The organism is Microbispora sp. H11081 (assembly GCF_012999535.1).
GTDB lineage: Bacteria > Actinomycetota > Actinomycetes > Streptosporangiales > Streptosporangiaceae > Microbispora.
The window spans coordinates 386,604-408,361 of the sequence record NZ_JABBWV010000001.1 but is presented as its reverse complement, the minus strand read 5'-3'; the positions used below and the strand labels follow the sequence as shown (position 1 = coordinate 408,361).

The 21,758-nt window shown below is 71.6% G+C and carries 21 protein-coding genes and 1 tRNA gene; 13 read left to right on the top strand and 9 right to left on the bottom strand.

Annotated features, from left to right (window positions below; genetic code table 11):
• The first annotated feature begins 18 nt into the window (after positions 1–18).
• From HHX31_RS01755 to galK, 5 genes are all read left to right on the top strand, one after another.
• Entirely contained in the window at positions 19–306 is a 288-nt protein-coding gene (locus tag HHX31_RS01755; protein WP_169944384.1) for an HPr family phosphocarrier protein, read from the top strand.
• Between the two features lie 167 nt (positions 307–473).
• Positions 474–1,370 (top strand): AraC family transcriptional regulator, encoded by an 897-nt coding sequence (locus tag HHX31_RS01750; protein WP_169944383.1) that lies wholly within the window; start codon positions 474–476, stop codon positions 1,368–1,370.
• Entirely contained in the window at positions 1,367–1,789 is a 423-nt protein-coding gene (locus tag HHX31_RS01745) for a VOC family protein (protein WP_169944381.1), read from the top strand. Before HHX31_RS01750 ends, HHX31_RS01745 begins: the two co-directional genes overlap by 4 nt.
• A gap of 196 nt (positions 1,790–1,985) precedes the next feature.
• On the top strand, positions 1,986–3,647 hold the full coding sequence (locus tag HHX31_RS01740) for a catalase (protein WP_169944380.1): 1,662 nt from the start codon (positions 1,986–1,988) through the stop codon (positions 3,645–3,647).
• A 535-nt stretch (positions 3,648–4,182) separates the two neighbouring features.
• Positions 4,183–5,304 (top strand): galactokinase, encoded by a 1,122-nt coding sequence (galK, locus tag HHX31_RS01735; protein WP_169944379.1) that lies wholly within the window; start codon positions 4,183–4,185, stop codon positions 5,302–5,304.
• A 36-nt stretch (positions 5,305–5,340) separates the two neighbouring features.
• Here the strand turns inward: galK and HHX31_RS01730 are convergent, their stop codons facing one another.
• The 3 genes from HHX31_RS01730 to HHX31_RS01720 form a co-directional block, all read right to left on the bottom strand.
• Positions 5,341–6,111 carry an enoyl-CoA hydratase-related protein gene (locus HHX31_RS01730; protein WP_169944377.1) on the bottom strand — a complete coding sequence of 257 codons (771 nt, stop codon included), beginning with the start codon at positions 6,109–6,111 and terminating at the stop codon, positions 5,341–5,343.
• Positions 6,112–6,141: 30 nt separating this feature from the next.
• The gene (locus HHX31_RS01725; protein WP_311931148.1) at positions 6,142–7,296 is read right to left on the bottom strand and encodes a nitric oxide synthase oxygenase; all 1,155 of its coding nucleotides are present in this window, start codon (positions 7,294–7,296) and stop codon (positions 6,142–6,144) included.
• Positions 7,297–7,589: 293 nt separating this feature from the next.
• A complete protein-coding gene (locus HHX31_RS01720) occupies positions 7,590–8,129 on the bottom strand; it encodes a DUF1062 domain-containing protein (protein ID WP_311931146.1) in 540 nt (179 codons plus the stop codon).
• Between the two features lie 492 nt (positions 8,130–8,621).
• Here HHX31_RS01720 and HHX31_RS01715 point away from each other — a divergent pair, with 492 nt between their 5' ends.
• On the top strand, positions 8,622–8,972 hold the full coding sequence (locus tag HHX31_RS01715; protein ID WP_169944373.1) for an MmcQ/YjbR family DNA-binding protein: 351 nt from the start codon (positions 8,622–8,624) through the stop codon (positions 8,970–8,972).
• 334 nt (positions 8,973–9,306) lie between these two features.
• On the opposite strand, the gene HHX31_RS01710 is transcribed toward HHX31_RS01715, so the two are convergent.
• A tRNA-Asn gene (locus tag HHX31_RS01710) sits at positions 9,307–9,379 on the bottom strand.
• 243 nt (positions 9,380–9,622) lie between these two features.
• Here HHX31_RS01710 and HHX31_RS34005 point away from each other — a divergent pair.
• The 5 genes from HHX31_RS34005 (at position 9,623) to HHX31_RS01685 (ending at position 13,540) form a co-directional block, all read left to right on the top strand.
• The gene (locus HHX31_RS34005) at positions 9,623–9,922 is read left to right on the top strand and encodes a YtxH domain-containing protein (protein WP_249345337.1); all 300 of its coding nucleotides are present in this window, start codon (positions 9,623–9,625) and stop codon (positions 9,920–9,922) included.
• A gap of 132 nt (positions 9,923–10,054) precedes the next feature.
• A complete protein-coding gene (locus HHX31_RS01700) occupies positions 10,055–10,324 on the top strand; it encodes a metal-sensitive transcriptional regulator (protein WP_169944372.1) in 270 nt (89 codons plus the stop codon).
• A gap of 338 nt (positions 10,325–10,662) precedes the next feature.
• Entirely contained in the window at positions 10,663–12,003 is a 1,341-nt protein-coding gene (locus HHX31_RS01695; RefSeq protein WP_169944370.1) for a rhodanese-like domain-containing protein, read from the top strand.
• A gap of 41 nt (positions 12,004–12,044) precedes the next feature.
• Positions 12,045–12,632 carry a rhodanese-like domain-containing protein gene (locus HHX31_RS01690; protein ID WP_169944369.1) on the top strand — a complete coding sequence of 196 codons (588 nt, stop codon included), beginning with the start codon at positions 12,045–12,047 and terminating at the stop codon, positions 12,630–12,632.
• 17 nt (positions 12,633–12,649) lie between these two features.
• Entirely contained in the window at positions 12,650–13,540 is an 891-nt protein-coding gene (locus tag HHX31_RS01685) for a sulfite exporter TauE/SafE family protein (RefSeq protein WP_169944368.1), read from the top strand.
• Between the two features lie 72 nt (positions 13,541–13,612).
• Here HHX31_RS01685 and HHX31_RS01680 read toward each other — a convergent pair whose 3' ends face one another.
• The 3 genes from HHX31_RS01680 to dnaG all read right to left on the bottom strand — a co-directional run bounded on the left by HHX31_RS01680 (position 13,613) and on the right by dnaG (position 17,526).
• Positions 13,613–14,116 carry a hypothetical protein gene (locus HHX31_RS01680; RefSeq protein WP_249345335.1) on the bottom strand — a complete coding sequence of 168 codons (504 nt, stop codon included), beginning with the start codon at positions 14,114–14,116 and terminating at the stop codon, positions 13,613–13,615.
• A gap of 201 nt (positions 14,117–14,317) precedes the next feature.
• Positions 14,318–15,457 carry an RNA polymerase sigma factor RpoD gene (rpoD, locus tag HHX31_RS01675; protein ID WP_311931567.1) on the bottom strand — a complete coding sequence of 380 codons (1,140 nt, stop codon included), beginning with the start codon at positions 15,455–15,457 and terminating at the stop codon, positions 14,318–14,320.
• Between the two features lie 146 nt (positions 15,458–15,603).
• On the bottom strand, positions 15,604–17,526 hold the full coding sequence (dnaG, locus tag HHX31_RS01670; RefSeq protein ID WP_311931143.1) for a DNA primase: 1,923 nt from the start codon (positions 17,524–17,526) through the stop codon (positions 15,604–15,606).
• A gap of 150 nt (positions 17,527–17,676) precedes the next feature.
• Between dnaG and HHX31_RS01665 the strand changes: the two genes are divergently transcribed.
• Positions 17,677–18,522: a M23 family metallopeptidase gene (locus tag HHX31_RS01665; RefSeq protein ID WP_169945510.1), complete on the top strand. Its 846-nt coding sequence runs from the start codon at positions 17,677–17,679 to the stop codon at positions 18,520–18,522.
• Between the two features lie 25 nt (positions 18,523–18,547).
• Here the strand turns inward: HHX31_RS01665 and HHX31_RS01660 are convergent, their stop codons facing one another.
• Entirely contained in the window at positions 18,548–19,291 is a 744-nt protein-coding gene (locus HHX31_RS01660) for an SDR family oxidoreductase (RefSeq protein WP_169944363.1), read from the bottom strand.
• Between the two features lie 71 nt (positions 19,292–19,362).
• On the opposite strand from HHX31_RS01660, the gene HHX31_RS01655 reads away from it, so the two are divergent.
• Positions 19,363–20,220 carry a LysR family transcriptional regulator gene (locus HHX31_RS01655; protein ID WP_169944362.1) on the top strand — a complete coding sequence of 286 codons (858 nt, stop codon included), beginning with the start codon at positions 19,363–19,365 and terminating at the stop codon, positions 20,218–20,220.
• A gap of 88 nt (positions 20,221–20,308) precedes the next feature.
• On the opposite strand, the gene HHX31_RS01650 is transcribed toward HHX31_RS01655, so the two are convergent.
• Positions 20,309–21,616 carry a deoxyguanosinetriphosphate triphosphohydrolase gene (locus tag HHX31_RS01650; RefSeq protein WP_169944360.1) on the bottom strand — a complete coding sequence of 436 codons (1,308 nt, stop codon included), beginning with the start codon at positions 21,614–21,616 and terminating at the stop codon, positions 20,309–20,311.
• Positions 21,617–21,758: the final 142 nt, after the last annotated feature.

The window sequence follows — 21,758 nt, the reverse complement described above, 5'->3', positions numbered from 1 at the left end:
GATCGGAGAGGTACAGCGATGCCGGAAAAGACAGTGGCGGTCGCCTCGCGTTCCGGGCTGCACGCCCGCCCTGCCAAGATCTTCGTCGAGGCGGCGGCGCGGCAGGCGGCGCCCGTGCGCATCCGCGTGGGCGGTGGGAAGGCCGTCCCCGCCAACAGCATGCTGGGCGTGCTGACCCTCGGGGCCGGGCACGGCACCGAGGTCACCCTGGAGGCCGAAGGCCCGGGGGCGGAGGAGGCCCTCGCCGCCCTCGCGGACCTGCTGTCCCGCGACCTCGACGCCGAGGGGGCCGAGGGGGCCGCCTGACCGGCGGCTGAGGACACCCGCGCGCGTCGTCGCACCCCCGGCCCCCGCCCGCCGCACCTGCCCGCTCGGTCCGGCCTCGCCGCACTCCCGCGGCCGTCGTCGCGCGCGGCGATGGCCGCCGCGCTCTCCTTCGTGGAGACTGGGACCGCGGGAAGGAGGACCAGCCGATGGCGGACGCGGACGAGCACGAGGAGACCACGTTCTTCCACCGGCGGCCCGCTCCCGCGCTGCGTTCACTGGTCGCGTGGTACAGCGCCTACCGCGAGGCCGGAGTCCCGCCGGCCACGCACCGCGGCCTGCCTTCGCCGTACCTGACGATGATCGTCACGCTCGACGACCCGCTCGTCGTCGCGGCGCACCCCGACCCGCGCACCCCGCCAGGGTCGTACGACACGCTGGTCGGCGGGTTGCACACCACCCCCGCGCTGATCACGCACGACGGCCGGCAGTCGGGCGTCCAGCTCGCGCTGACGCCGCTCGGCGCGCGGGCCCTGCTCGGGCTGCCCGCCGGGGAGCTGTCCGGTCTCGACCTGGACGGCGCCGAGGTGCTCGGCCGGCCGGCGGGCGAGCTCCGCGAACGCCTGCTGGAGGCGCCCGGCTGGGACGAGCGATTCGCGGTCCTCGACACGGTCCTGTCCCGGCGCGCGCGCCCCACGCGGGCGCACCCGGCCGAGGTGTCGCGGGCGTGGCGCCGGACGCTGGCCACCGGCGGGCGGGTCACCGTGTCCGCCCTCGCCCGCGAGGTGGGTTGGAGCACCAGGCACCTCAACGGCCGCTTCCGCGAGGAGATCGGCCTGTCCCCCAAGGAGGCCGCGCGGGTCGTCCGGTTCGACCGGGCCCGCCACCTGCTCCAGGGCGCGGCGGCGTCAGGGCGGCGGCTCACGCTCGCGGACGCGGCGGCCGAGTGCGGGTTCTACGACCAGGCGCACCTCGCCCGCGAGTTCGGCGCGCTCGCCGGGTGCTCGCCCAGCCGCTGGCTGGCGGAGGAGAGCCGCCACGGAGCCGAGCTGTTCCGAAACGTACAAGCCGGGCCGGAGGACGGCTCGCCAGACTCGGTGGCATGACCGACACCACACCAGCACCTCAGGTATGGCCCACGCTGCGGGCCTCGAACGCCCGCGCGCTGATCGCCTTCTACGTCGAGGCGTTCGGCTTCGAGGAGACCGCCGTGTACGGCGAGGGCGACCGCGTCGACCAGGCCCAGCTCTCCTGGCCCGCCGGTGGCGGGATCATGATGGGCAGCGTCCGCGACGCACCGGACGACAAGTGGAACCTGCCCCCGGGCACGTTCGGCGCCTACGCCGTGACCGACGACCCGGACACGTTGTTCGCCAGGGCGACCGCCGCGGGGGCGCGGGTCGTCATGGAGCCGTACGACACGGACTACGGCTCCCGCGAGTTCGTCGTCCGCGATCCCGAGGACAACCTCTGGTCGTTCGGCACGTACCGGGGTGAGCCGCGCAAGGGCGGCGTAACAGGGTGAGATAGGGCATCTCGCCGCGGTTCCGGCGGTGCGGCGGCCTGGGCTTCCTGTGCATGGGCCTGGGCGGGGTCTCGGCGCGCCCACCGCCGGGATCCTGCGTGGCGCTGGAGACGCATACCCCGCCGGAAACCGGATAGGGAGGTCTTGAAGTGGACTAAGAGTTCAAACGAGATCAAATAGCGAGAGGAGCCGTCCCATGACGGACGTGTCGAGCAGGGGACCGGAGCCCGGGGACGAGCGTCCGGTGCTGACCAACCGTCAAGGGCACCCGGTCTACGACAACCAGAACCAGCGCACGGTCGGTGCGCGCGGCCCGGCCACCCTCGAGAACTACCAGTTCCTGGAGAAGATCAGCCACTTCGACCGGGAACGCATTCCCGAGCGGGTGGTCCACGCGCGCGGCACGACCGCGTACGGCTACTTCGAGGCGTACGGCAAATGGGGTGACGAGCCGATCGCCCGGTTCACCAGGGCGAAGCTCTTCCAGGAGGCCGGCAAGCGCACCGACCTGGCCATCCGGTTCTCGACGGTGATCGGGGGGCGCGACTCGTCCGAGTGCGCCCGCGACCCGCGCGGCTTCGCCGTGAAGTTCTACACCGAGGACGGCAACTGGGACCTCGTCGGGAACAACCTCGCCGTGTTCTTCATCCGCGACGCCATCAAGTTCCCCGACGTGATCCACGCGCTCAAGCCGGACCCGGTCACGTTCCGGCAGGAGCCGAACCGGATCTTCGACTTCATGTCGCAGACGCCGGAGAGCATGCACATGCTCGTCAACCTGTTCAGCCCGCGCGGCATCCCGGCCGACTACCGGCACATGCAGGGCTTCGGGGTGAACACGTACAAGTGGGTCAACGCGCAGGGCGACACCATGCTCGTGAAGTACCACTGGATGCCCAAGCAGGGCGTCAGGAGCATGACGGCCGAGGACGCCGCGCGCATCCAGGCCCACGAGCTGGGGCACGCGACCAAGGACCTGTACGAGGCCATCCAGCGCGGCGACCACCCGGAGTGGGAGCTGCTCGTCCAGATGATGAGCGACGAAGAGCACCCCGAGCTGGACTTCGACCCGCTGGACGACACCAAGGTCTGGCCCGAGGAGCTCTTCCCGGCCAAGCCGGTGGGGCGGATGGTCCTCGACCGGACCGTCGGCAACAACTTCGCGGAGAACGAGCAGATCTCGTTCGGCACCGGCGTACTCGTCGACGGGCTGGACTTCTCCGACGACAAGATGCTCGTCGGCAGGACGTTCTCCTACAGCGACACCCAGCGCTACCGCGTCGGGCCGAACTACCTGCAGCTCCCGGTGAACCAGGCCAAGAACGCCGAGGTGCGCACCAACCAGCGCGACGGCCTCATGACCTATCACCAGGACCAGTCCGGCGAGAACCCGCACGTCAACTACGAGCCGTCGATCACCGGCGGGCTGCGGGAAGGGCAGTTCCCGACGCACGACGAGCAGGGCCCGGAGATCGTCGGCAGGCTCACCAGGAAGCGGATCCCGAGGACCAACGACTACAAGCAGGCAGGCCAGCGCTACCTGCTCATGGAGCAGTGGGAGCGCGACGACCTGGTGGAGAACATGACCACCATGCTGTCGCAGTGCGTCCGGCCCGTCCAGGAGCGGATGGTCTGGCACCTGCTGCTGGTCGAGGACGACCTCGGGCTGCGCGTGGGCGAAGGGCTCGGCATCACGCCCGACGACGTCAAGCACCTGGAGCCGCTGGCGAGCCAGGACCTGACGGAAGAGGACAGGGAGCGCCTGGCCAACCTCGGCAAGAACGGCCCGCGCGACGTGTCGGGCCTCAAGATGACGCACTGCGTCCCCAACGAGCGGGCCACCACACCCGCCATGTGAGATCGCAGTGTGAGATCGCAGTGTGAGATCGCAGTGTGAGATCGCAGGGTGAGACCAGGGTCCGGCCCACCCCCCAGGCCGGACCCCACCCAAACCCCCCGTGATCTTGTAGTTTGTCGCACACAACCCCGCTGACCTCGCCGTACACCCTCCGTGATCTTGCACTTTGTTGCACGTCACCCCGCGGACCTGGCGGTACACCCCTCGTGATCTTGCAGTTTGTCGCACACAGCCCCATGACCAGCCCGGGCACCTAAATGATCTTGCAGAAGCTCGGCTGCAGGCACTGCGACCTGGGGATAGGCGCTCCGCGATCTTGCAACTGCAAGATCACGGATAGCGTACGGGCAGTTCAGGGGCCTTTCCACAGTAAAACTGCAAGATCACGAACCATATCGGCGCAGGTCGGCGAGGATGAGTGCGACAAACTACAAGATCACGGCGGGGGTGGGGGGTGGGGGTTCTCTTGGGTGACGGGTTCGGCGGTTGACTCGCTACCCTACGGAGAGGCTGTGATGTTGAGGAGTGTGCGACTATGCGCGTTGTTGACGCTTTCCGGCAGGCGTACGGCGGCGAACCCGCCGGGGTCTGGCACGCGCCCGGGAGGGTCAACCTCATCGGCGAGCACACCGACTACAACGACGGCTTCGTCCTGCCGTTCGCCGTGCCGTGGGGCGTGACGGCCGCCGTCAGCCCCCGCGAGGACCTGACCGTGCGGATCGCCTCCCTCCAGGCGCCCGGCGAGGAGCAGGTGCTTGAGGACCTCGGCCGGGCCGAGGGATGGGCCCGCTACCCCGCCGGGGTCGTCGCCGTGATGCGCGACGCCGGGCTCCCGGTGCGCGGCGCGGACATCGTGGTCGACGGCGACGTGCCCAAGGGGGCGGGGCTGTCGTCCAGCGCCGCGCTGGAGGTCTCGGTCGGGCTCGCCCTGAACGACCTGTACGGCCTGGGCCTGGAGCCGATGGAACTGGCCCGGCTGTGCCAGAAGGCCGAGAACGACTTCGTCGGCATGCCGTGCGGGATCATGGACCAGGCGGCCTCGGCGCTGGGCAAGGAGGGCCACGCGCTGTTCCTCGACTGCCGCTCGCTGGCCGGCCGCGCCGTCCCGTTCGACCTCCCGGCGTACGGCCTGCGGATCCTCGTCATCGACACCGGCGTCCACCACGAACTGGCCGACGGGCAGTACGCCAGGCGGCGCCAGGACTGCGAGAACGCGGCCAAGCGCCTCGGCGTCCCCTCGCTGCGGGACGTCACCGACCTCGCCGGGGCCCTGTCGAGGCTCAGCGGCGACGAGCGGGCCCGCACCCAGCACGTCGTCACGGAGAACCACCGGGTGGAGGCCGTCATCGGGCTGCTGCGGGCGAAAGCCGTGCCGGAGATCGGCGCCCTGCTGAACGCCTCGCACCTGTCCCTGCGGGACCAGTACCAGGTCTCGTGCCCTGAGCTGGACGTGGCGGTCGAGGCCGCGGTGCGGGGCGGCGCGCGGGGGGCGCGGATGACCGGCGGCGGCTTCGGCGGTTCGGCCATCGCGCTCGTCGCCGACGACCGGGTGGACCAGGTCCGCGCCACCGTGGAGCAGGCCTACGCCGAGCGCGGCTGGGCCGCACCGGCGTTCCTGCTCGCCACCCCCGCCGCGGGCGCGCACCGCGTCCGTTAGAAGTCCGCTAGAAGTCCGCTGGAAGTCCGCCGAGTCCTACCCCAGAGGCGGGAACTCCGGCGGCCGGCGTTCGAGGAAGCTCGCCACTCCCTCGGCGAAGTCCGGCCGCTGGAACGACTCCATCATCAGGCGTACGGCCTCGTCCCTGGCCTCGTCGAGCCCTGTCTGCCAGCCGCCCCAGATCTGCCGCTTGATCACGGCCATGGAGGCGGGCGAGCACTGGGTGGCCAGTTCCTTCGCGTACGCGACGGCCTCGGCGAGCAGCCGCTCCCCCGGCACCGCGCGTACGGCAAGGCCAATCGCGCACGCCTCCGCGCCGGTGAAGACCCGGCCGGACAGCAGCAGGTCAGTCGCCCGCGCCTGGCCGGCCAGCCGGGGCAGGATCCAGCCGAGGCCGTACTCGGCGATGAGGCCACGCCGGGAGAACGCGGTCGTCCACTTGGCGTCGTCGGCGGTGAGGACGACGTCGCACACGAGCGCGTGGACCATCCCGAGCCCGGCGCAGGCGCCGTTGACCGCGGCGACGACGGGCGTCCGCAGGGTGGTGGGGAAGGTGTTGGGCCGGGGGTCCTGCTTGTCGGAGTAGGTGCCCGCGTGCAGTGCCGTCAGGTCCGCGAAGTCGGCCCCGGCGCAGAAGCCCTTGCCCGCGCCGGTCACCACGACCGCCCGTACGGACGGGTCGTGGTCGGCCTCCTCCAGCAGGTCGAAGTAGCGCCGTCCCATCTCGGCGGTCCAGGCGTTCAGCCTTTCGGGCCGGTTGAACGTCAGGATCCGCACACCGCCGTCGTCCTCGGACAGCACCACCATCGCAACACCCTCCTTCACCCGAATTAAGTTCTACACCAATGGAGGGCGGTGCACGTAGGCGGGCGTGAGCCGTACGTCCTCGTAGTAGCGGTGGAAGACGGGCGTCGCGGCGCCGGACAGGGGCGGCACGATCCAGGACCAGTCCGCGGGACAGACGCGCCCGCTTCGTTCCTCCCGCTCCAGATGGGTAAGGAACCGCCGTGCCTCCGTGTGGTGGTCGGTGACCGTGACGCCGTCCTCCGCGAAGGAGTGCAGCACGGCGACGTTGAGCTCCACCAGCGCCTGGTCGCGCCAGAGCGTCCGTTCGTGGGAGGTGTCGAGGCCGAGCCGCTCGGCCACCACCGCGAGCTGGTCGTAGCGGTCCCGGTCGGCGAGGTTGCGCGCGCCGATCTCGGTGCCCATGTACCAGCCGTTGAACGGCGCGCACGGGTAGACGACTCCGCCTATCTCCAGCGACATGTTCGAGATCGCCGGGACGGCGTGCCATCGGAGTCCCAGGTCGGCGAACCACGGGAAGGCCGGGTGCCTGAGCGGCACCTCCAAAACCGCGTCGCGCGGCACCTCCCGCAGGACCAGGGCGCCCTTGGCCTCCACGATCAGCGGCAGGACGTCGAACCTCGTGCCGTCCCCGCGCCAGCCCATGCGCAGGGCGCGCTTGGTGATATCGGCGTTGGCCGGGTCGCCGAGGACGGTGCCGTCCTCGCGGACATACCCGGCATACCGGATGAGCTGGTCGTTCAGGATGCGGGGCGCCCGCTCCCCCGCCCGGTCGGGAGCGCACACCGTGATGGTGGGGCGAATCCTGCCCCCTCCTGTGGCCGCCCTGAGGTGCTCGACGCACTCCTCGGCCACGCCGTCGGCGGTGTCCACGTGCCGCCGGTCACGGACCTGCAGCGACCGCCAGTAGAGGCGTCCGATGCACCTGTTGCTGTTGCGCCACGCCACCCGCGCGCCGAACGTCAGTTCGCCCGTGGTGTGCGTGTACGTCCCCGTCTGCTCGATCTCCGCGAAGACCTCCCGGAGCCGCTGCTCCACCGGGCCCGCCGCCGGGTTCTCCGCGTGGTGGAGCCGGACGAAGTCCTCCGCCTCCCGCCTGTCGACCTCCTCCCCGCGGTCCCGTACGGGCTCGGGGGTCTTCCTCGATTTACGCCAAGTCAGCACGACCGCCACACACTTCGCGCTCACGGGCGCCCCGCGCCGGTTCCGGGCCGGCGGCGACACCCTCCCGCAGTGGCCCTCACCCCACTGCGCCGTCCGTGATCCGCGGCAGCCGCGACCGGTACGGCCGCAGCGCTCCACATTTTCCGCGAAGTCCCTGGATTTGTCCGCCAAATCCACACACCGGCGACCCGTGGATCTCCGGCGCCGCGCGTACGGGGGGCCCACCGGGGGCGGATCAGGACAACCTGGACCCACCCCCGGGGCGAGACGTGGCCAGCCCGGACGCGTCAGGGGATCACGCCGCGGCCGCGCCCCCGTCAGTCCGCCGGCATCACGATGAAGGTGAACCCGGCACTCGTCGTACGGCGCAGCGGGACGTCGCATTTGATCCGGCGCAGCACCTCGCCCCTGCTGAGGCCGAGCCCCCGCGCGATGAGCCGCTCGGGGCGCACGGGCACGGGATCCTCGAAGACGACCTCCACCCGGACCGGCCACGCCCCGTCGAGGGACTCCGGCGGGATGTCCAGCCGCCAGGCCCCCGTCCAGTCCAGGGTGAACCGGTTGCGCCGGGCGAGCAGCGGATCCAGCAGCACGGACGCCACCAGCTCCGGATCGTTGGCGAGGTAGCCGTCGAGCTCGGCGGGATCGAAGGTTCTGACCGGCGCCCGTTCGTGCACGGTGAGCTTGCTCGTACGGCCGCAGGACACGCAGCAGACCAGCAGCCACACGTCCAGCAGCTTGCCGTTGGCGTTGACCCGGAACCTGCCCTCGCCGGTGGTGGCCGACTCCGACCGGCAGTCGGGGCACCGCAGGGACAACAGGGGCAATCCGATCCGGCGGACGACCCAGGGCAGCACAGTATGAGGTTGTGAAGACATGATCTCTCTAGACCTGACACGAGGCCGATCGCGCGCGGCCTCAGACGCCACATGACCGGGCGCGCACGGGCAGCCCGGAAGAGCCGGCGCGTGGGCCGGCGTGAAGGTGAGCGGAAGAAGATGTCAGGTCTGAAGAGCGGGCGGCGTCACGCGCTTGTGTCCTCTGTCCTCACTACGACGGGGTCGCGGTCACCCTAGGCGGACGCGCGAGGAGGGTTCAATCGGTTTTCCACGGCGGTGTAGTCCTCGTCTTCGGCGGATCACCTCGGCGAAGGAGGTGCGCCCCGGCTCGTACGGCCGCATGGGATCGACACTCCCGGCCGATGCCTTCCAGGTGTCGGCCGGAGCACGGGTCGTGGACGCGCACGCCGGGCCCGGGTAGCAGGCGGACCATGATCCGGTCGACTTCGGGGTGGGACGCAGGAGGACTGGTGACGCGAATTGTCGGAGGCGGCTGGTAGAAGGTGAGTCATGGGCGTGAGCGTGGATGAGTTCCTGACCTTGCTGGCCAGGCTGCCCGAGGTCGAGCAGAGCTTCGGCGGCGAGTGGGTCTCGCTGAAGGTGGACGGCAAGGGCTTCGGATATATGTGGGAGAAGACCCGGACCGTCGGGCTCAAACAGCCGATCGAGGAACAGATCGCGCTGGTGTCCGAGCGCCCCGAGGTCTTCGAGGTGCAGTTCACCGCGGGCCGCTTCGGCTGGGTCGTCGTGAAGCTCGACAAGATCGAAGCGGACGAGCTCTTCGAACTCGTCACCGAGGCGTGGCTGCTCACCGCGCCGAGGGACCTCGTCGAGGCGCACGAGCCCGAACTCCTGCCATGACGCCCCACCCCCACTGTCCACCGCGGAGCGCACGGCTCCGGTGATCTCGGGGAACGACGCCGGAAGACCGCGCGGCCGGAATGCCCGGAAGACCGCTCGCCCGCGAGGTCTCAGGTGACTGAGCGGGCGAGCGGGTGACGTCCGGTGAGCCCCGCCCCCGGCCACCCGGGGGCACTCGCTGTACGGCCGCCGCGCCGTGGACGCGAGGGGCCGACCATGAGAGCCCGGAAAACAAACCGCGGCGCCAGAAACGCGCGTGCCCGAAAACAACCGTGCGTGCCCGGGAAACGACCGAGGCCGGTGATCTGGGATCACCGGCCTCCGGAGTGATGAGCTCCCGCGATAGGACTCGAACCTATAACCTGCCGGTTAACAGCCGGCTGCTCTGCCGATTGAGCTACACGGGATCGTGCTCTGCTCCGCTCGTTCCGGCCCTTCGGCTTTCCTTGCGGCGCGGAACTAGATTAGCGCACTCCGGGGGGTCCCTGTCACATCGATTCCGTCCGCGCGTCGCCGGGTCTTGATCGGCAAATGGCAAAGAGCACCCGGGCGGCCAGGAAGCCCGCCCGGGCGGGGTCTGGACGGCTGCTGTTGGATAGAGACAGGCTCTCAGGGTAGGGGGGCGAGGAACACGAGCGCGGAGGTGGAAGATGCGATACAAGGCGATGTTCGCCACCGGGCTGGCCGTCGGCTACGTCCTCGGCACGCGGGCGGGGCGTGAGCGCTACGAGCAGATCAAGCGCTTCGCGCAGCGGTTCGCGGACAGCCCCACTGTCCAGGAGGCGGCGGGGCTGGTCGGCGCCCAGGCCTCGAAGGTGGCGGGCAAGGCCAAGGACCTCGCTGGCGACCGGGTGCCGTTCCTGAAGAAGACGGAGAGCTGGGAGTCCGACAGAACCGACAGGGTCGGCACGGCCACCGGCTGGCCCAGCGGCGCCGACCAGATCCCCTGAGCCGATCCCCCGGCTGATCACGCCTCGACCGCCGGCCGGACGGCCCGGAGAAGCAGGTAGCGGCCCCCGGCTCGACGCCGGGGGTCGCTGCTTTATTTGCACGTCAGGTACCCCCGGGGGTATAAATGGGACATGCAGATGAACGAGGCGATGGTCGGCGACGCGGTGACGCGGTTGCGGCGGGCACACGGCCAGCTCGCCGGAGTGATCGCGATGATCGAGGCGGGCGAGGACTGCACCAAGGTGCTGACCCAGCTGGCCGCGGTCTCCAAGGCGATCGACCGGGCCGGATTCAAGCTCGTGGCCAGCGGCCTGCGGCACTGCCACGCCGCGCAGGAGCGGGGCGAGGAGGCTCCGATGAGCGTGGCCGAGCTCGAGAAGCTGTTCCTGGCCCTCGCCTAGTGCGCGCCCGGCGGACGCCGCCCGTCGCGAGGGCGGCTCCACGCCGGTGCGTCGCAAGGCGGAGAACAAGCCGATGACAGCGCCATCGGCGACGACGCGGCGAGGCTCCGCCTGGGCCACACATGGCAGGGTTTGATTCGTCGGCACCGACCCGGCTCCACCGGCGGACCCGCCACACGCGACCCTTCGCCCCTTCCGTACGTCCGGTACATACCCCCCGGGGTATGCGCCCGAAGTAGCCCAAATCCCGCACAAACGAGGCGTGCCCGAGTGGCCCGCCTCGGCTTTTCCAGGCTCGTCATATACCCCCAGGGGTATACAGAAGTGAGGTGTCACCTATGGAAATCGTGTCCTTCCGCACTCCGGGTCTCGGTGACCAGACCTACCTGCTGACCCACGCGGGCAAGGGAGTGCTCGTCGACCCGCAGCGCGACATCGACAGGTTCCTGCGGGCGGCGGCCGAGCGCGACGTGGAGCTGCGGTTCGTGCTGGAGACCCACCTGCACAACGACTACGTGTCCGGCGGCGAGCAGGCGGCTCTGCGGACCGGAGCCGAGCTGGTCCTGCCGGCCGCTGCCGCGCCCGCCTACCCGCACACCCCGGCCTTCCACCTGGAGGACATCGAGGGCGGCGGCGGCCTGTCCCTGCGGCCGATCCACACCCCGGGGCACACTCCCGAGCACACCAGCTATCTGGTGCTCATCGAGGGCGAGCCGGTCGCGGTGTTCTCCGGCGGCAGCCTCCTGGTGGCCTCGGCGGGCCGGCCCGACCTGCTCGGCCCGGCCAGGGCACGCACCCTGGCCCGGCTCCAGCACGGCTCGCTGCGCCGGCTGGCGGCGCTGCCGCCCGAGGTCGGGCTGTTCCCCACCCACGGCGAGGGGTCGTTCTGCAGCGCGAGCGGGGCCGGCCGCTACACCTCGACGATCGGCGCGGAGATCAGGTCCAACCCGCTGCTCGCCGTCGAGGACGCCGAAGGTCTGGCCGACGAACTGCTCGCCGCGCCCATGCCGATCCCGGCCTTCTACCGGCACATGGGCCCCGCCAACACGCTCGGCGTGCCGCCGATGCCCTCGACCACGCCTCCCGAACTGGCCGTCACCGACCTGCCGGCGGACGCGCGGGTGGTCGACATCCGGCCCCGCGCGACGCAGGCCGGCGGCTTCCTGCCCGGGTCGGTCGGCATCGAGCTGGGCGCGGACTTCGGCAGCTGGGCCGGGTGGCTGCTGCCGTACGGGTCGCCGGTCGTGCTCGTGGCCGACCCCGGCCAGGACGTGGCCGAGGCGGTGACCCAGCTGGCGCGGATCGGCATCGACACCGTGCGCGGCGTCGTGCGCGACCTCGGCACGGCCGCGACCACGACGTTCGAGCGGCTGGACCTCGCGGCCTTCACGGCGCGGACGGCCCAGCCCGGCGCCCAGGTGCTGGACGTGCGCATGCCGAACGAGCGCCGGGCCTTGCGCTTGGAGGGAGCGGTCGAGCGCTTCCTCCCCGACCTGGTGACCGAGGGCGTCCCCGCCGAGCTGGACCGGGACCGTCCGGTGCTCGTGGCCTGCGGATCGGGCCGGCGCGCGGCCATCGCCGCCACGCTCCTCACGACCTTGGGATACGCACCGGTCGCGCTCGACGGCGCCGGCGTGCCCGACGTGGTCGCCACGCTCTCGGCCCGCCACGCCGCCTGACTCCCACCTGCGACAACGACAAGAACCACGAGGAAGAAGCCATGAACACCGATTCCGCGAACATCGACACCGCGACGGCCCGCGCGCTGATCGCCGCCAACCCGGACGTGCTGGTCGTGGACGTGCGGACCCCCGCCGAGTTCGAGACCGCGCACATCGGCGGCGCGATCAACCTGCCGCTCGACCAGGTCGACGCCCATCTGCGGCGGATCGTCGCCGACGCCGGCGGACGGTTGCTGCTCATCTGCCAGTCCGGTGGCCGGGCGGCCCAGGCGCACAAGAAGCTCAGCGACGCGGGCCTGAGCGATGTCGCCGTGCTCGCCGGTGGGATGAACGCCTGGATCTCCTCCGGCGCCCCCGTGGTGCGCGGCAGGCAGCGGTGGAGCTTGGAACGCCAGGTCCGTCTGGTCGCGGGCGGCATCGTGCTCGCCTCGATCGTGGCCGATCTGTGGCTGCCCGGGGCCCGCTTCGTCGGCGCGTTCGTCGGCGCGGGCCTGGTCTTCGCCGGGCTGACCGACACCTGCGCCATGGGCATGCTGCTCGCCCGCCTGCCGTACAACCGCGGCGCGGGCGCGGACGTGGACGCCGCCCTCGCCTGTATCCGCCGCCCCGGTCGCAGCGCGGCCTGACGGATCGAGGCGACGCCATGACCGCTCTCACCCTTGCCGGCGCCGTCGTCGTCGGGCTGACCCTGGGCCTGTTCGGCGGCGGAGGATCGATCCTCACCGTCCCTCTGCTCGTCTACGTCGCGGGCGTCCCGGCCGCGTCCGCGATCGCCATGTCCCTGTTCGTCGTCGGCGTGACCAGCGTGGTCGGCGCCGTCGGCCACGCACGCGCCGGCCGCATCCGGTGGCGGACCGGCCTGATCTTCGGCCTGGCCGGGATGGCCGGCGCGTACGGCGGTGGCCTGCTCGGGCCGCGCCTGCCCACGGCGGCGCTGCTGGCAGGATTCGCGCTGATGATGGCGGCCACCGCCGTCGCCATGATCTGCGGCCGCGGGTCGTCCAGGCCCGCGGCGGCCCACAGGGACGTGCCGATCCCGCACGCCGTCGCCGAAGGCGTCGTCGTCGGCCTCGTCACCGGACTGGTCGGGGCCGGCGGCGGGTTCCTCGTCGTCCCCGCGCTGGTGCTGCTCGGCGGCATCCCGATGGGCACGGCCGTCGCCACGTCGCTGGTGGTGATCGCGATGAAGTCGTTCGCCGGGCTCGCCGGCTACCTGCAGGCCGTCGATGTCGACTGGTCGATGGCCCTGCCCGTCACGGCGATGGCGGTCGCCGGCGGTCTCGCCGGGGGCCTGCTCGCCGGGCGCGTCGACGCCGACCGCCTGCGCAGGGGATTCGGCTGGTTCGTCCTCGTCATGGGTGGGTTCGTGCTGGCCCAGCAGGCGCCGTCCGCGCTGCTCCACAGCCCGTGGGGGGTCACCGTGCTGCTGGCCGCCGCCTCGGCCGCGGCGGCGGGGATCGTCTACCTCCTGCTGTGCCAGCGGCGCCGGACGGACGGCGGCGTCCCGCGCGTCGCGGAGCTCAACCACACATGACGCCCCCGCACAGCGGCCGGACCGGAACGGAGCCGTCGTCACGGTTCCGGCCAGGGCCCGGGCTCGCCGGCCTCACACGCCGAGGCTGCGCCGCACCTCCTCGAGCGCCTGCTCGGCGTGCGCGCGCAGCCCCGGGTCCTTCGCGTCGAGGCCGGGGTCGAAGATGAACTCCCAGCGCGGGGTGTCGTAGCCGGGGATCCGGCGGGCGACGAGGCGCACTCCCCCACGTCCGTCGATGGCCACGTGACGGCTCGCGACGATGGTCGACGTCACCCGCTCGCGGATGGTCTCCGGCAGCCTGCCCGGCTCGGGCAGGAGAGCCCGGTGGACGGATCCGTCCGTCATCGTGACCGTCACGCCCTCCTCGTCCCACACCGCCTTGTCCATCAGGTGCCAGGGCAGGCGCGGCCCGTCCGGCAGGTGCAGCGCACGGGTGGTGGCGACGACGTGGCCGCCGTCCGGCGCCGGCGCGTGGCTGATCGGCCGCTCGCCGCTCTCCAGCGCGAGAGCCGTCCGGACCTCCCGGGGAAGCCGGGAGCCGAACAGGCGGGACAACGAGGGCTTGGGAGGAGTCAAGAGGCACCGCCAGCGTACGACGACCGTTACACCCCCGAGGCTATCCGGCGGCCCGGTCCTCCCCGTCATACGGAGCCGTGGGACCCGGGCGGCGCACCTGGACGCACCGGGACACACCGGGACACACCGGGAGGCCCGCAGACGCGGACGAGCGCCTCCCGGGAGTGGGAGGCGCTCGTCCGCGTCAGGGGAAAGGGGAGGTCAGTCCAGGTAGTCCCGGAGCGTCTGGGCCCGGGTGGGGTGGCGCAGCTTGGCCAGCGTCTTCGACTCGATCTGGCGGATGCGCTCGCGCGTCACGCCGAACTCCCTGCCGACCTCCTCCAGCGTGCGGGGGTGCCCGTCGGAGAGGCCGAACCTGAGCTGGATGATCCGCTGCTCGCGCTCCGACAGCGTGGCCAGGATGTCGTCGAGCTGGTCCTGCAGCATGATGAAGGCCGCGGCCTCCATCGGCACCACCGCGTCGGCGTCCTCGATGAAGTCGCCGAGGTCGGAGTCCTCCTCGCCGATCGGCGCCTGGAGCGAGACCGGCTCCTGCGCGATGCGCTGGATCTCGATCACGCGGTCGATGGGCAGGTCCATCTCGGCGGCGATCTCCTCGGGGGCGGGCTCCCGGCCGAGATCCTGGTGAAGCTGCCGCTGCACCCGGACCAATTTATTGATCGTCTCGACCATGTGCACGGGAATCCTGATCGTTCTCGCCTGGTCCGCGATCGCCCGGGTGATCGCCTGGCGAATCCACCATGTCGCGTACGTCGAGAACTTGTATCCCTTGGTGTAGTCGAATTTCTCGACCGCGCGGATCAGTCCGAGATTGCCCTCCTGAATGAGATCCAGGAACAGCATTCCGCGGCCCACATAGCGCTTGGCGATGGAGACCACGAGCCTGAGGTTGGCCTCGATGAGCCGCTGCTTGGCGCGGACGCCCTCCCAGACGAGGTCCTCCAGCTCCGGCTGGGCGAACCTGGCGGCGTGGCTCTCGCACAGCTTGTCCTCCGCGAACAGGCCCGCTTCGATGGCCTTGGCCAGTTCCACCTCCTCTTCGGCGGTGAGGAGCGGAACCCTGCCGATCTCCCGGAGGTAGATCCTGACCAGGTCGCTGGTCGGAGCGCGTTTGCCGATATCCTCCTCGTCCGGCTTGCCGGGTTCCTCGTCGCCTTGCGGCTCGAGGACCTCAACTCCGTTCTCGGCGAGCATCCGCACGACGCGTTCCAGCGCGTCGGCGGGCAACTCGGATCGGTCGAGCGCGGCGGCCACGTCGTCAACCGTGACGCTCCCGCGTTCCCTTCCCTTCGCGACGAGGTCCGCCACCTGGTCTACCGATGGCGGCCTGCTTGGCAGCACCGATGCACCCACGCAACACAGTGTGCAGTAAAGGCACCACTGAATGGCAGGCCTATTTTTGTCACCCAAGGTAAGGCGGAAGTCAATACCGAATCGAGATCAAACAATACGTTTGGCCGCTGTGAGAACTGGAAAGGGACGTTTATTCAGGCCCCACTCGCGCGTTCTCGCAACACCCGCCGCTGCTGTTCCAGCGCCACGAGTTCGCCGAACAGCCGGTTGTACTCCTGCTGCTCCTCAACCGGGTTGAGGCGCTGCAGCCGCGACTTCACCTGGGCGACGGCCCGGCCCACCGCGATCTCCTGGATCTTGGCCAGGACGGCCGCGCCATACCGCTCCTCCACGTTGACGTCGGCGCGCACGGCCTCGACCGCGAACCGGGTGACGAGCGACTTCAGGTCGAGGCCCGTCCCGCCCTGCGTCCCCTCGCCGGCCTGCTCAAGCAGCCGGTCGACCCACTCACGCCCGCCCGGCCCTCCCGCGGCGGTGCCCCCCGCCGCCATGACGAGCTCGTAGAGGGCGACGTGCTCGGGCAGGGTGAACGTCGCCGCGCCGAGCGCGTCGAACTCCGGACCGAGCAGCGCGGGCCGCTGCACGGCGAGCTTGAGCGCCTCCGCCTCCAGGCGGACGGCGGGATCGATCGGCTCCTGCCGCGCGGGCGCGGGCCGCGGAGGCGCCGCCGCCGCGCGGCCCTGCTGCCGGCGCCCGGGAGCGTGCCCGCCGTCCTGCGTCCGCCCCACGACCTGCTGGACGCGCTGGATGACGAAGCCCTCGTCGATGAAGCCCAGCCAGCGGTCGAGGTCCACCACGTAGGTCTTGCGCAGCCCCGGGTCCTTGATCGAGGCCACGATCGGCGCGGCGGCGTCGAGCGCGGCCAGACGGCCCTCGTTGGTGTTGAGGTCGTAGCGGGACAGCGTGCTGCGGATCGCGAAGGCGAACAGCGGCTCGCGGCTGGCGATCAGGTCGCGCACGGCCGCGTCGCCCTGCTTGACCCGAAGGTCGCAGGGGTCGAGGCCCTCGGGCTGCACGGCGACGAAGGTCTGCGTGACGAACTTCTGCTCGTCCTGGAACGCCCGCAGGGCGGCCTTCTGCCCCGCGGAGTCGCCGTCGAAGGTGAAGATCACCTCGCTCCGGAACTCCGCCTGGTCGAGCAGCAGCCGGCGCAGGACCTTGATGTGCTCCTCGCCGAACGAGGTGCCGCAGGTGGCCACCGCGGTCGGCACGCCGGCCAGATGGCAGGCCATGACGTCGGTGTAGCCCTCGACGATCACGGCCTGGGACCGCTTGGCGATCTCCCGCTTGGCGAGGTCCACGCCGTACAGCACCGAGCTCTTGTGGTAGATCGGGCTCTCGGGGGTGTTCAGGTATTTGGGGCCGTCGTCGGAGTCGAGCAGTTTGCGCGCGCCGAACCCGATGACGTCGCCGGTGATGTCGCGGATCGGCCAGACGAGGCGGCCGCGGAACCGGTCGACCGGGCCGCGCCTGCCCTCGCGGGCCAGGCCGCCCTTTATCAGCTCCTGCGCGGTGAACCCGCGGGCCATCAGGTGCCGCGCCAGCGCCTCCCACTCGTCCGGCGCGTAGCCGACCCCGAAGTGCTCGGCGTCGGCCCGCTCGAAGCCGCGCTCGGACAGGAAGCGCCGCCCGGGCGCCGCGTCCGGGGCGGACAGCCGCTCCGCGTAGAACTCCGCGGCGGCGCGGTGCGCCTCGATCAGCCGCAGCCGCTCGCCCTGCTCGCGCCCCGGCACGTAGCCGCCCTGCTCGTAGCGGAGCTGGACTCCGGCGCGCTGCGCGAGCCGCTCGACCGCCTCGGCGAACGTCAGGTTCTCGATCTTGCGGACGAACGTGATGACGTCGCCGCCCTCGGCGCAGCCGAAGCAGTAGTAGTAGCCCCTGGCCGGGGTGACGTTGAAGGAGGGCGACTTCTCCTCGTGGAACGGGCACAGCCCCTTCAGGTTGCCCCCGCCCGCGTTGCGGAGCTGGATGTGCTCGCCGACGACGTCGGCGATCGGCGAGCGCTCCCGCACGAGCGCGATGTCCTCGTCACTGATCCGACCGCTTCGCCCTGCCACGCTGGCGAGTCTAGAGCCTGCCCCCGACAGCCCGGGCGTCCCTCCGCCCACGTCGAGGACGGACATGTCACGACTTTCCGGAACAGGTCGTGATGTACGGCTAGGTCCGTTACAAAGGAAAGGTTCGGTAACGTCGACCAGGTGGAGATCATGCGTTCGGGGAGAATGGCCGCCCTCGTCGGCGCCGCGTTCGTCGCGGCGTCCTGCGGCGCGCCCGCCGGGGTCGCGGGAGTGAGCACGCTGCCGCCCACGCCGCCGCAGGGAAACGGCATCACGGCCGCGACCGTCGACTCCGAGCCCGGCCCCCTCGCGCCCCCACCCGGGGACGAGCCGGTGCTGGTGCCGCCGCCGAAGATGTCCCCCTACACGTACGCCTTCCCCGTCAAGGGCTGCAAGGTGTCGTACTCCCGCAAACTGCTCGTGCTCCCCAAGACCACCATCTGGGCCGCCAAGGGATGCGCGTTCGTCTCGCCGGTCGACGGGGTGGTCCAGGAGGTCAACCTCCGGAACCTCTGGACGCCCTCGACCGACCGCGGCCCCGACCGGGAGGGCCGGTTCGTCACGGTCAAGGGCGAGGACGGCGTGCTGTACCTCGGCGGCCACCTCGACTCCGTCGAGGAGGACGTCACGCCCGGCACCAAGGTCAAGGCCGGGCAGTTGCTCGGCCGGGTGGGCAACACGGGCAACGCCCGCGACACCGCGAGCAACCTCTACTTCGCCATCTCCTGGCCGGTCGAGCCCCAGTATTGGTGGGTCCGCCGTGGCATCGTGCCGCCGTGGCCCTACCTGGACGCCTGGGACGACGGCAACCGCACGGTCTCCCCGCGCAAGGAGATGCTCACGCTGCGCAAGCGGATGGGCGCCACCCCGCCCTGCACGCAACTGTGCTCGACGCCCACCAGCCGGCAGCAGCCGACGACGCCCACCCCGGTCGAGGAGACCAGGCCGCCGAAGAAGAACGACAAGGACGACGACACGGTGGTCATCCCGCTCTAGGCGAGCACGGTCACCAGGGTGACGGTCACCAGGGCACCGGTCCTTCCTCGTCGAAGAACCCGCCCGACGGTCCTTCGGCGCCGAGCGTCGCGAGCCTGACCGCGACCGCCGCGCCCTGCGCCGCCGTACGCGGCAGGGACATGCCGAGGTCCCTGGCGAAGTCGGTGTCGCACGGCCCGGGGGCGATGGCGTTGACCAGGATGCCGAGCGGCCTCAGCTCCTTGGCGTACTGGATCGTGAGCAGGTTCAGCGCGGCCTTCGACGGCGGGTAGCCCGCGACGCCCGGCCTGCGGGAGAAGTAGTGGCCGGGGTCGGTCATGTGCGTCATCGACGCCGTGCCGCTGGACACGTTGACGATCCGCCCGGCCGGGGACCGCCGCAGCAGCGGCAGCATCGCGTCGGTCACCCGGATGACGCCGAACACATTGGTCTCGAACACCGCGCGCACGACGCCGAGGTCGACCGAGCCGGGTGTCTGGCGCGTGCCGCCCGAGATGCCGGCGTTGTTGACGAGCACGTCGAGGCGGCCGAACCGCTCCCCCACCTGTTCCGCCGCCGCCCGCACGCTCTCCTCACCGGTGACGTCGATCGTCAGCGGGTGGACCTCCAGCCCCTCCGTCCGGAGCTTGGCGACCGCCTCGTCCCCGCGCCCCGGGTCGCGCGCCCCGAGCAGCACGGTCATGCCGAGCTCGCCGAGCCGCCTGGCGACCTCAAGGCCGATTCCCTTGTTCGCGCCCGTGACCAGGGCGATGGTGTCGGTGTCGTTCATGGATGTCAGCCCATCACCTCAGCCTCCTCGGTGCCCAACACCGTCTCGGTCACGGGCGATACCTTGGCGGTATGACACCCGGTGACGACACCGTGGAGACGCGTGAGCTGACCTATTTCGTGGCGGTGGCCGAGGAGCTGCACTTCGGGCGGGCGGCCCGGCGGCTCGGCATCGCGCAACCGCCGCTGTCGCGGGCGATCCAGCAGCTCGAACGCCGCCTCGGGGTGCGGCTGCTCGATCGCGACCACCGCACGGTGGAGCTGACGGAAGCGGGCGAGACGCTGCTGCGGGAGGGGCAGGCCGCGCTCGCCGCGGTGTCGGCGGCCGTGCGCAGGACCCGGCGGGCCGGCCGCCACGCGCCCTCGCTCGTGCTCGCCGCCAAACCGGGCGGGGACGCCGACCTGCTGCCGGAGATCCTCGCGGCGTACGCGGCCACGCCGGGCGCGGTGCCCGTCGACATCGTCTTCAACGCCCTGGAGCGGGGCGCGATGGTGCGGGACGGCCGGGCCGACGCCGCCCTGCTGCACGCTCCGCGCGAGGATCTGACCGGTCTGGCGGTCGAGGAGCTCCTGGTGGAGAGCCAGGTGGCGGTGCTGCCCCGGGGACACCGGCTCGCCGGGCGCGCGGAGCTGTCGATGGCGGACCTCGACGGCGAGCCGCTGCCGCGGTGGCCCGGGGCCGTCCCCGAGGGCTCCTTCCGGATCGCCGAGAGCGGCCAGCTCATGCATCTCGTCGCGCTCGGCCGGGCCGTGGCGGTCGTCCCCCAGTCGATCCGGGGGAACCTGCGTCACGACCTCGTCGGCGTGCCCGTGACCGACGCGCCGCCGACGACGCTGGTCCTGGCCTGGCCACAGGACGCGCGGTCGCGGGCGCTGGCCGCCTTCGTGCGCACGGCGGCGGAGGTGGCGCGGCGAGCGGGCCGGCCCTGAGGCGGCCACGCGAGTCACCCCCGAGGCTGCCACACGGGTCAGCCCGAGAGTGCCCCGCGAACCGGCTCCTGAGGGCGGCCCCGGCGGGTCAGCCGGCCCTGAGGCGGTGCGTGGCCGCGGAAAGGCGCCGGTGCCAGCCCATGGCCGAGGCGTCGGTGAGCGAGGCGATCTGGTCGACCACCGCGCGCAGCCGTCCCGCGTCGTCGGCGGCCTGCTCGAACTGCGGGCGCAGGGCGGGCTCCAGGGTCGCCGGGGCGCCCCGCAGGATGAGGTCGCCCAGCTCGGCGATGATCTCCCGCTGGCGGGCCTGGACGGCGTGGTGGTCCTCCCGCGACATCACGTAGCAGGCCGTCACGCCCTTGAGCAGCGCGCACTCCAGCCTGGTCGGCCTCGGCACCACGAGATGCGCGCCGTACCGCCCGGGCGCGGCGCCGCGTGCGGCCGGGGCGGGGCGGCAGCCGTACGCCTCGCGGGTGGCGTCCTGCGCCGAGCGGCACAGCCTGCCGATGAGCGCGCTGGTGAGCCGCTTGAGCGCGGCGAGGTCGGCGGGCCCGGCGTCATAGGCGGCCGGCCACAGCGGCTCGGCGATCAGCCGGGCGAAGGTCTCCGACAGCTCCTCGATAGCGGCGTCGGGCGCGTACCACTCCTTGGTCAGACGGCACACCTCCAGCCGCTCCTCCGGATCGCGCAGCGCGTCCATGGTGACGTGACCGCACGTCAGCGCGTCCTCCAGGTCGTGCACCGAGTACGCCACGTCGTCGGCCCAGTCCATGACCTGCGCCTCGAAGCCGACCGCGTAGTCGGGCGCGCCCTCCCGCACCCACTGGAAGACCGGCAGGTCGTCGGGGTAGACGCAGTACGGCTGGCCCTCCCGGGCGAGCGGGACGCCGGGGATCCGGCAGGAGGACCCGGCCCAGGGATATTTGCACACCGAGTCGAGCGTCGCCCGGGTGAGGTTGAGCCCGGCGCTGCGGCCGTCCTCGGTGATCACCTTGGCCTCCAGCCGGGTGAGCAGGCGCAGGTTCTGCGCGTTGCCCTGGAACCCGCCGCACGGCGCCGCCAGTTCGTCGAGGGCGGCCTCCCCGTTGTGGCCGAACGGGGGATGCCCGAGGTCGTGGGCGAGGCAGGCGGTCTCCACCAGGTCGGGGTCGCAGCCGAGGACCTTGCCCATCTCCCTGCCGATCTGCGCGCACTCCAGCGAGTGGGTGAGCCGCGTACGGGGGCTGTGCAGGCCGGTGCAGTCGGCGGGGGCCACCACCTGCGTCTTCGCGGCGAGCCTGCGCAGCGAGGCGCTGTGGAGCACGCGTGCCCTGTCGCGCTCGAACGCGCTCCGCTCGGGGTTGCCCGGGGGCTCCGGCACCCACCGCGCCTGGTCGTGCTCGTCGTAGCGGGCCATGCGTCCTCCTTTCCTGTGGCGAGCCCCGTGGCGGCGGGGAATGGAGCCTACCCGCGAAGGTCGGGTTTCACGACAGATCTGGTTGTCCGATGGGAGATTGCCCTCTTGTCCGGTGAACGGCCGCGGGCGATACTCGGCTTCT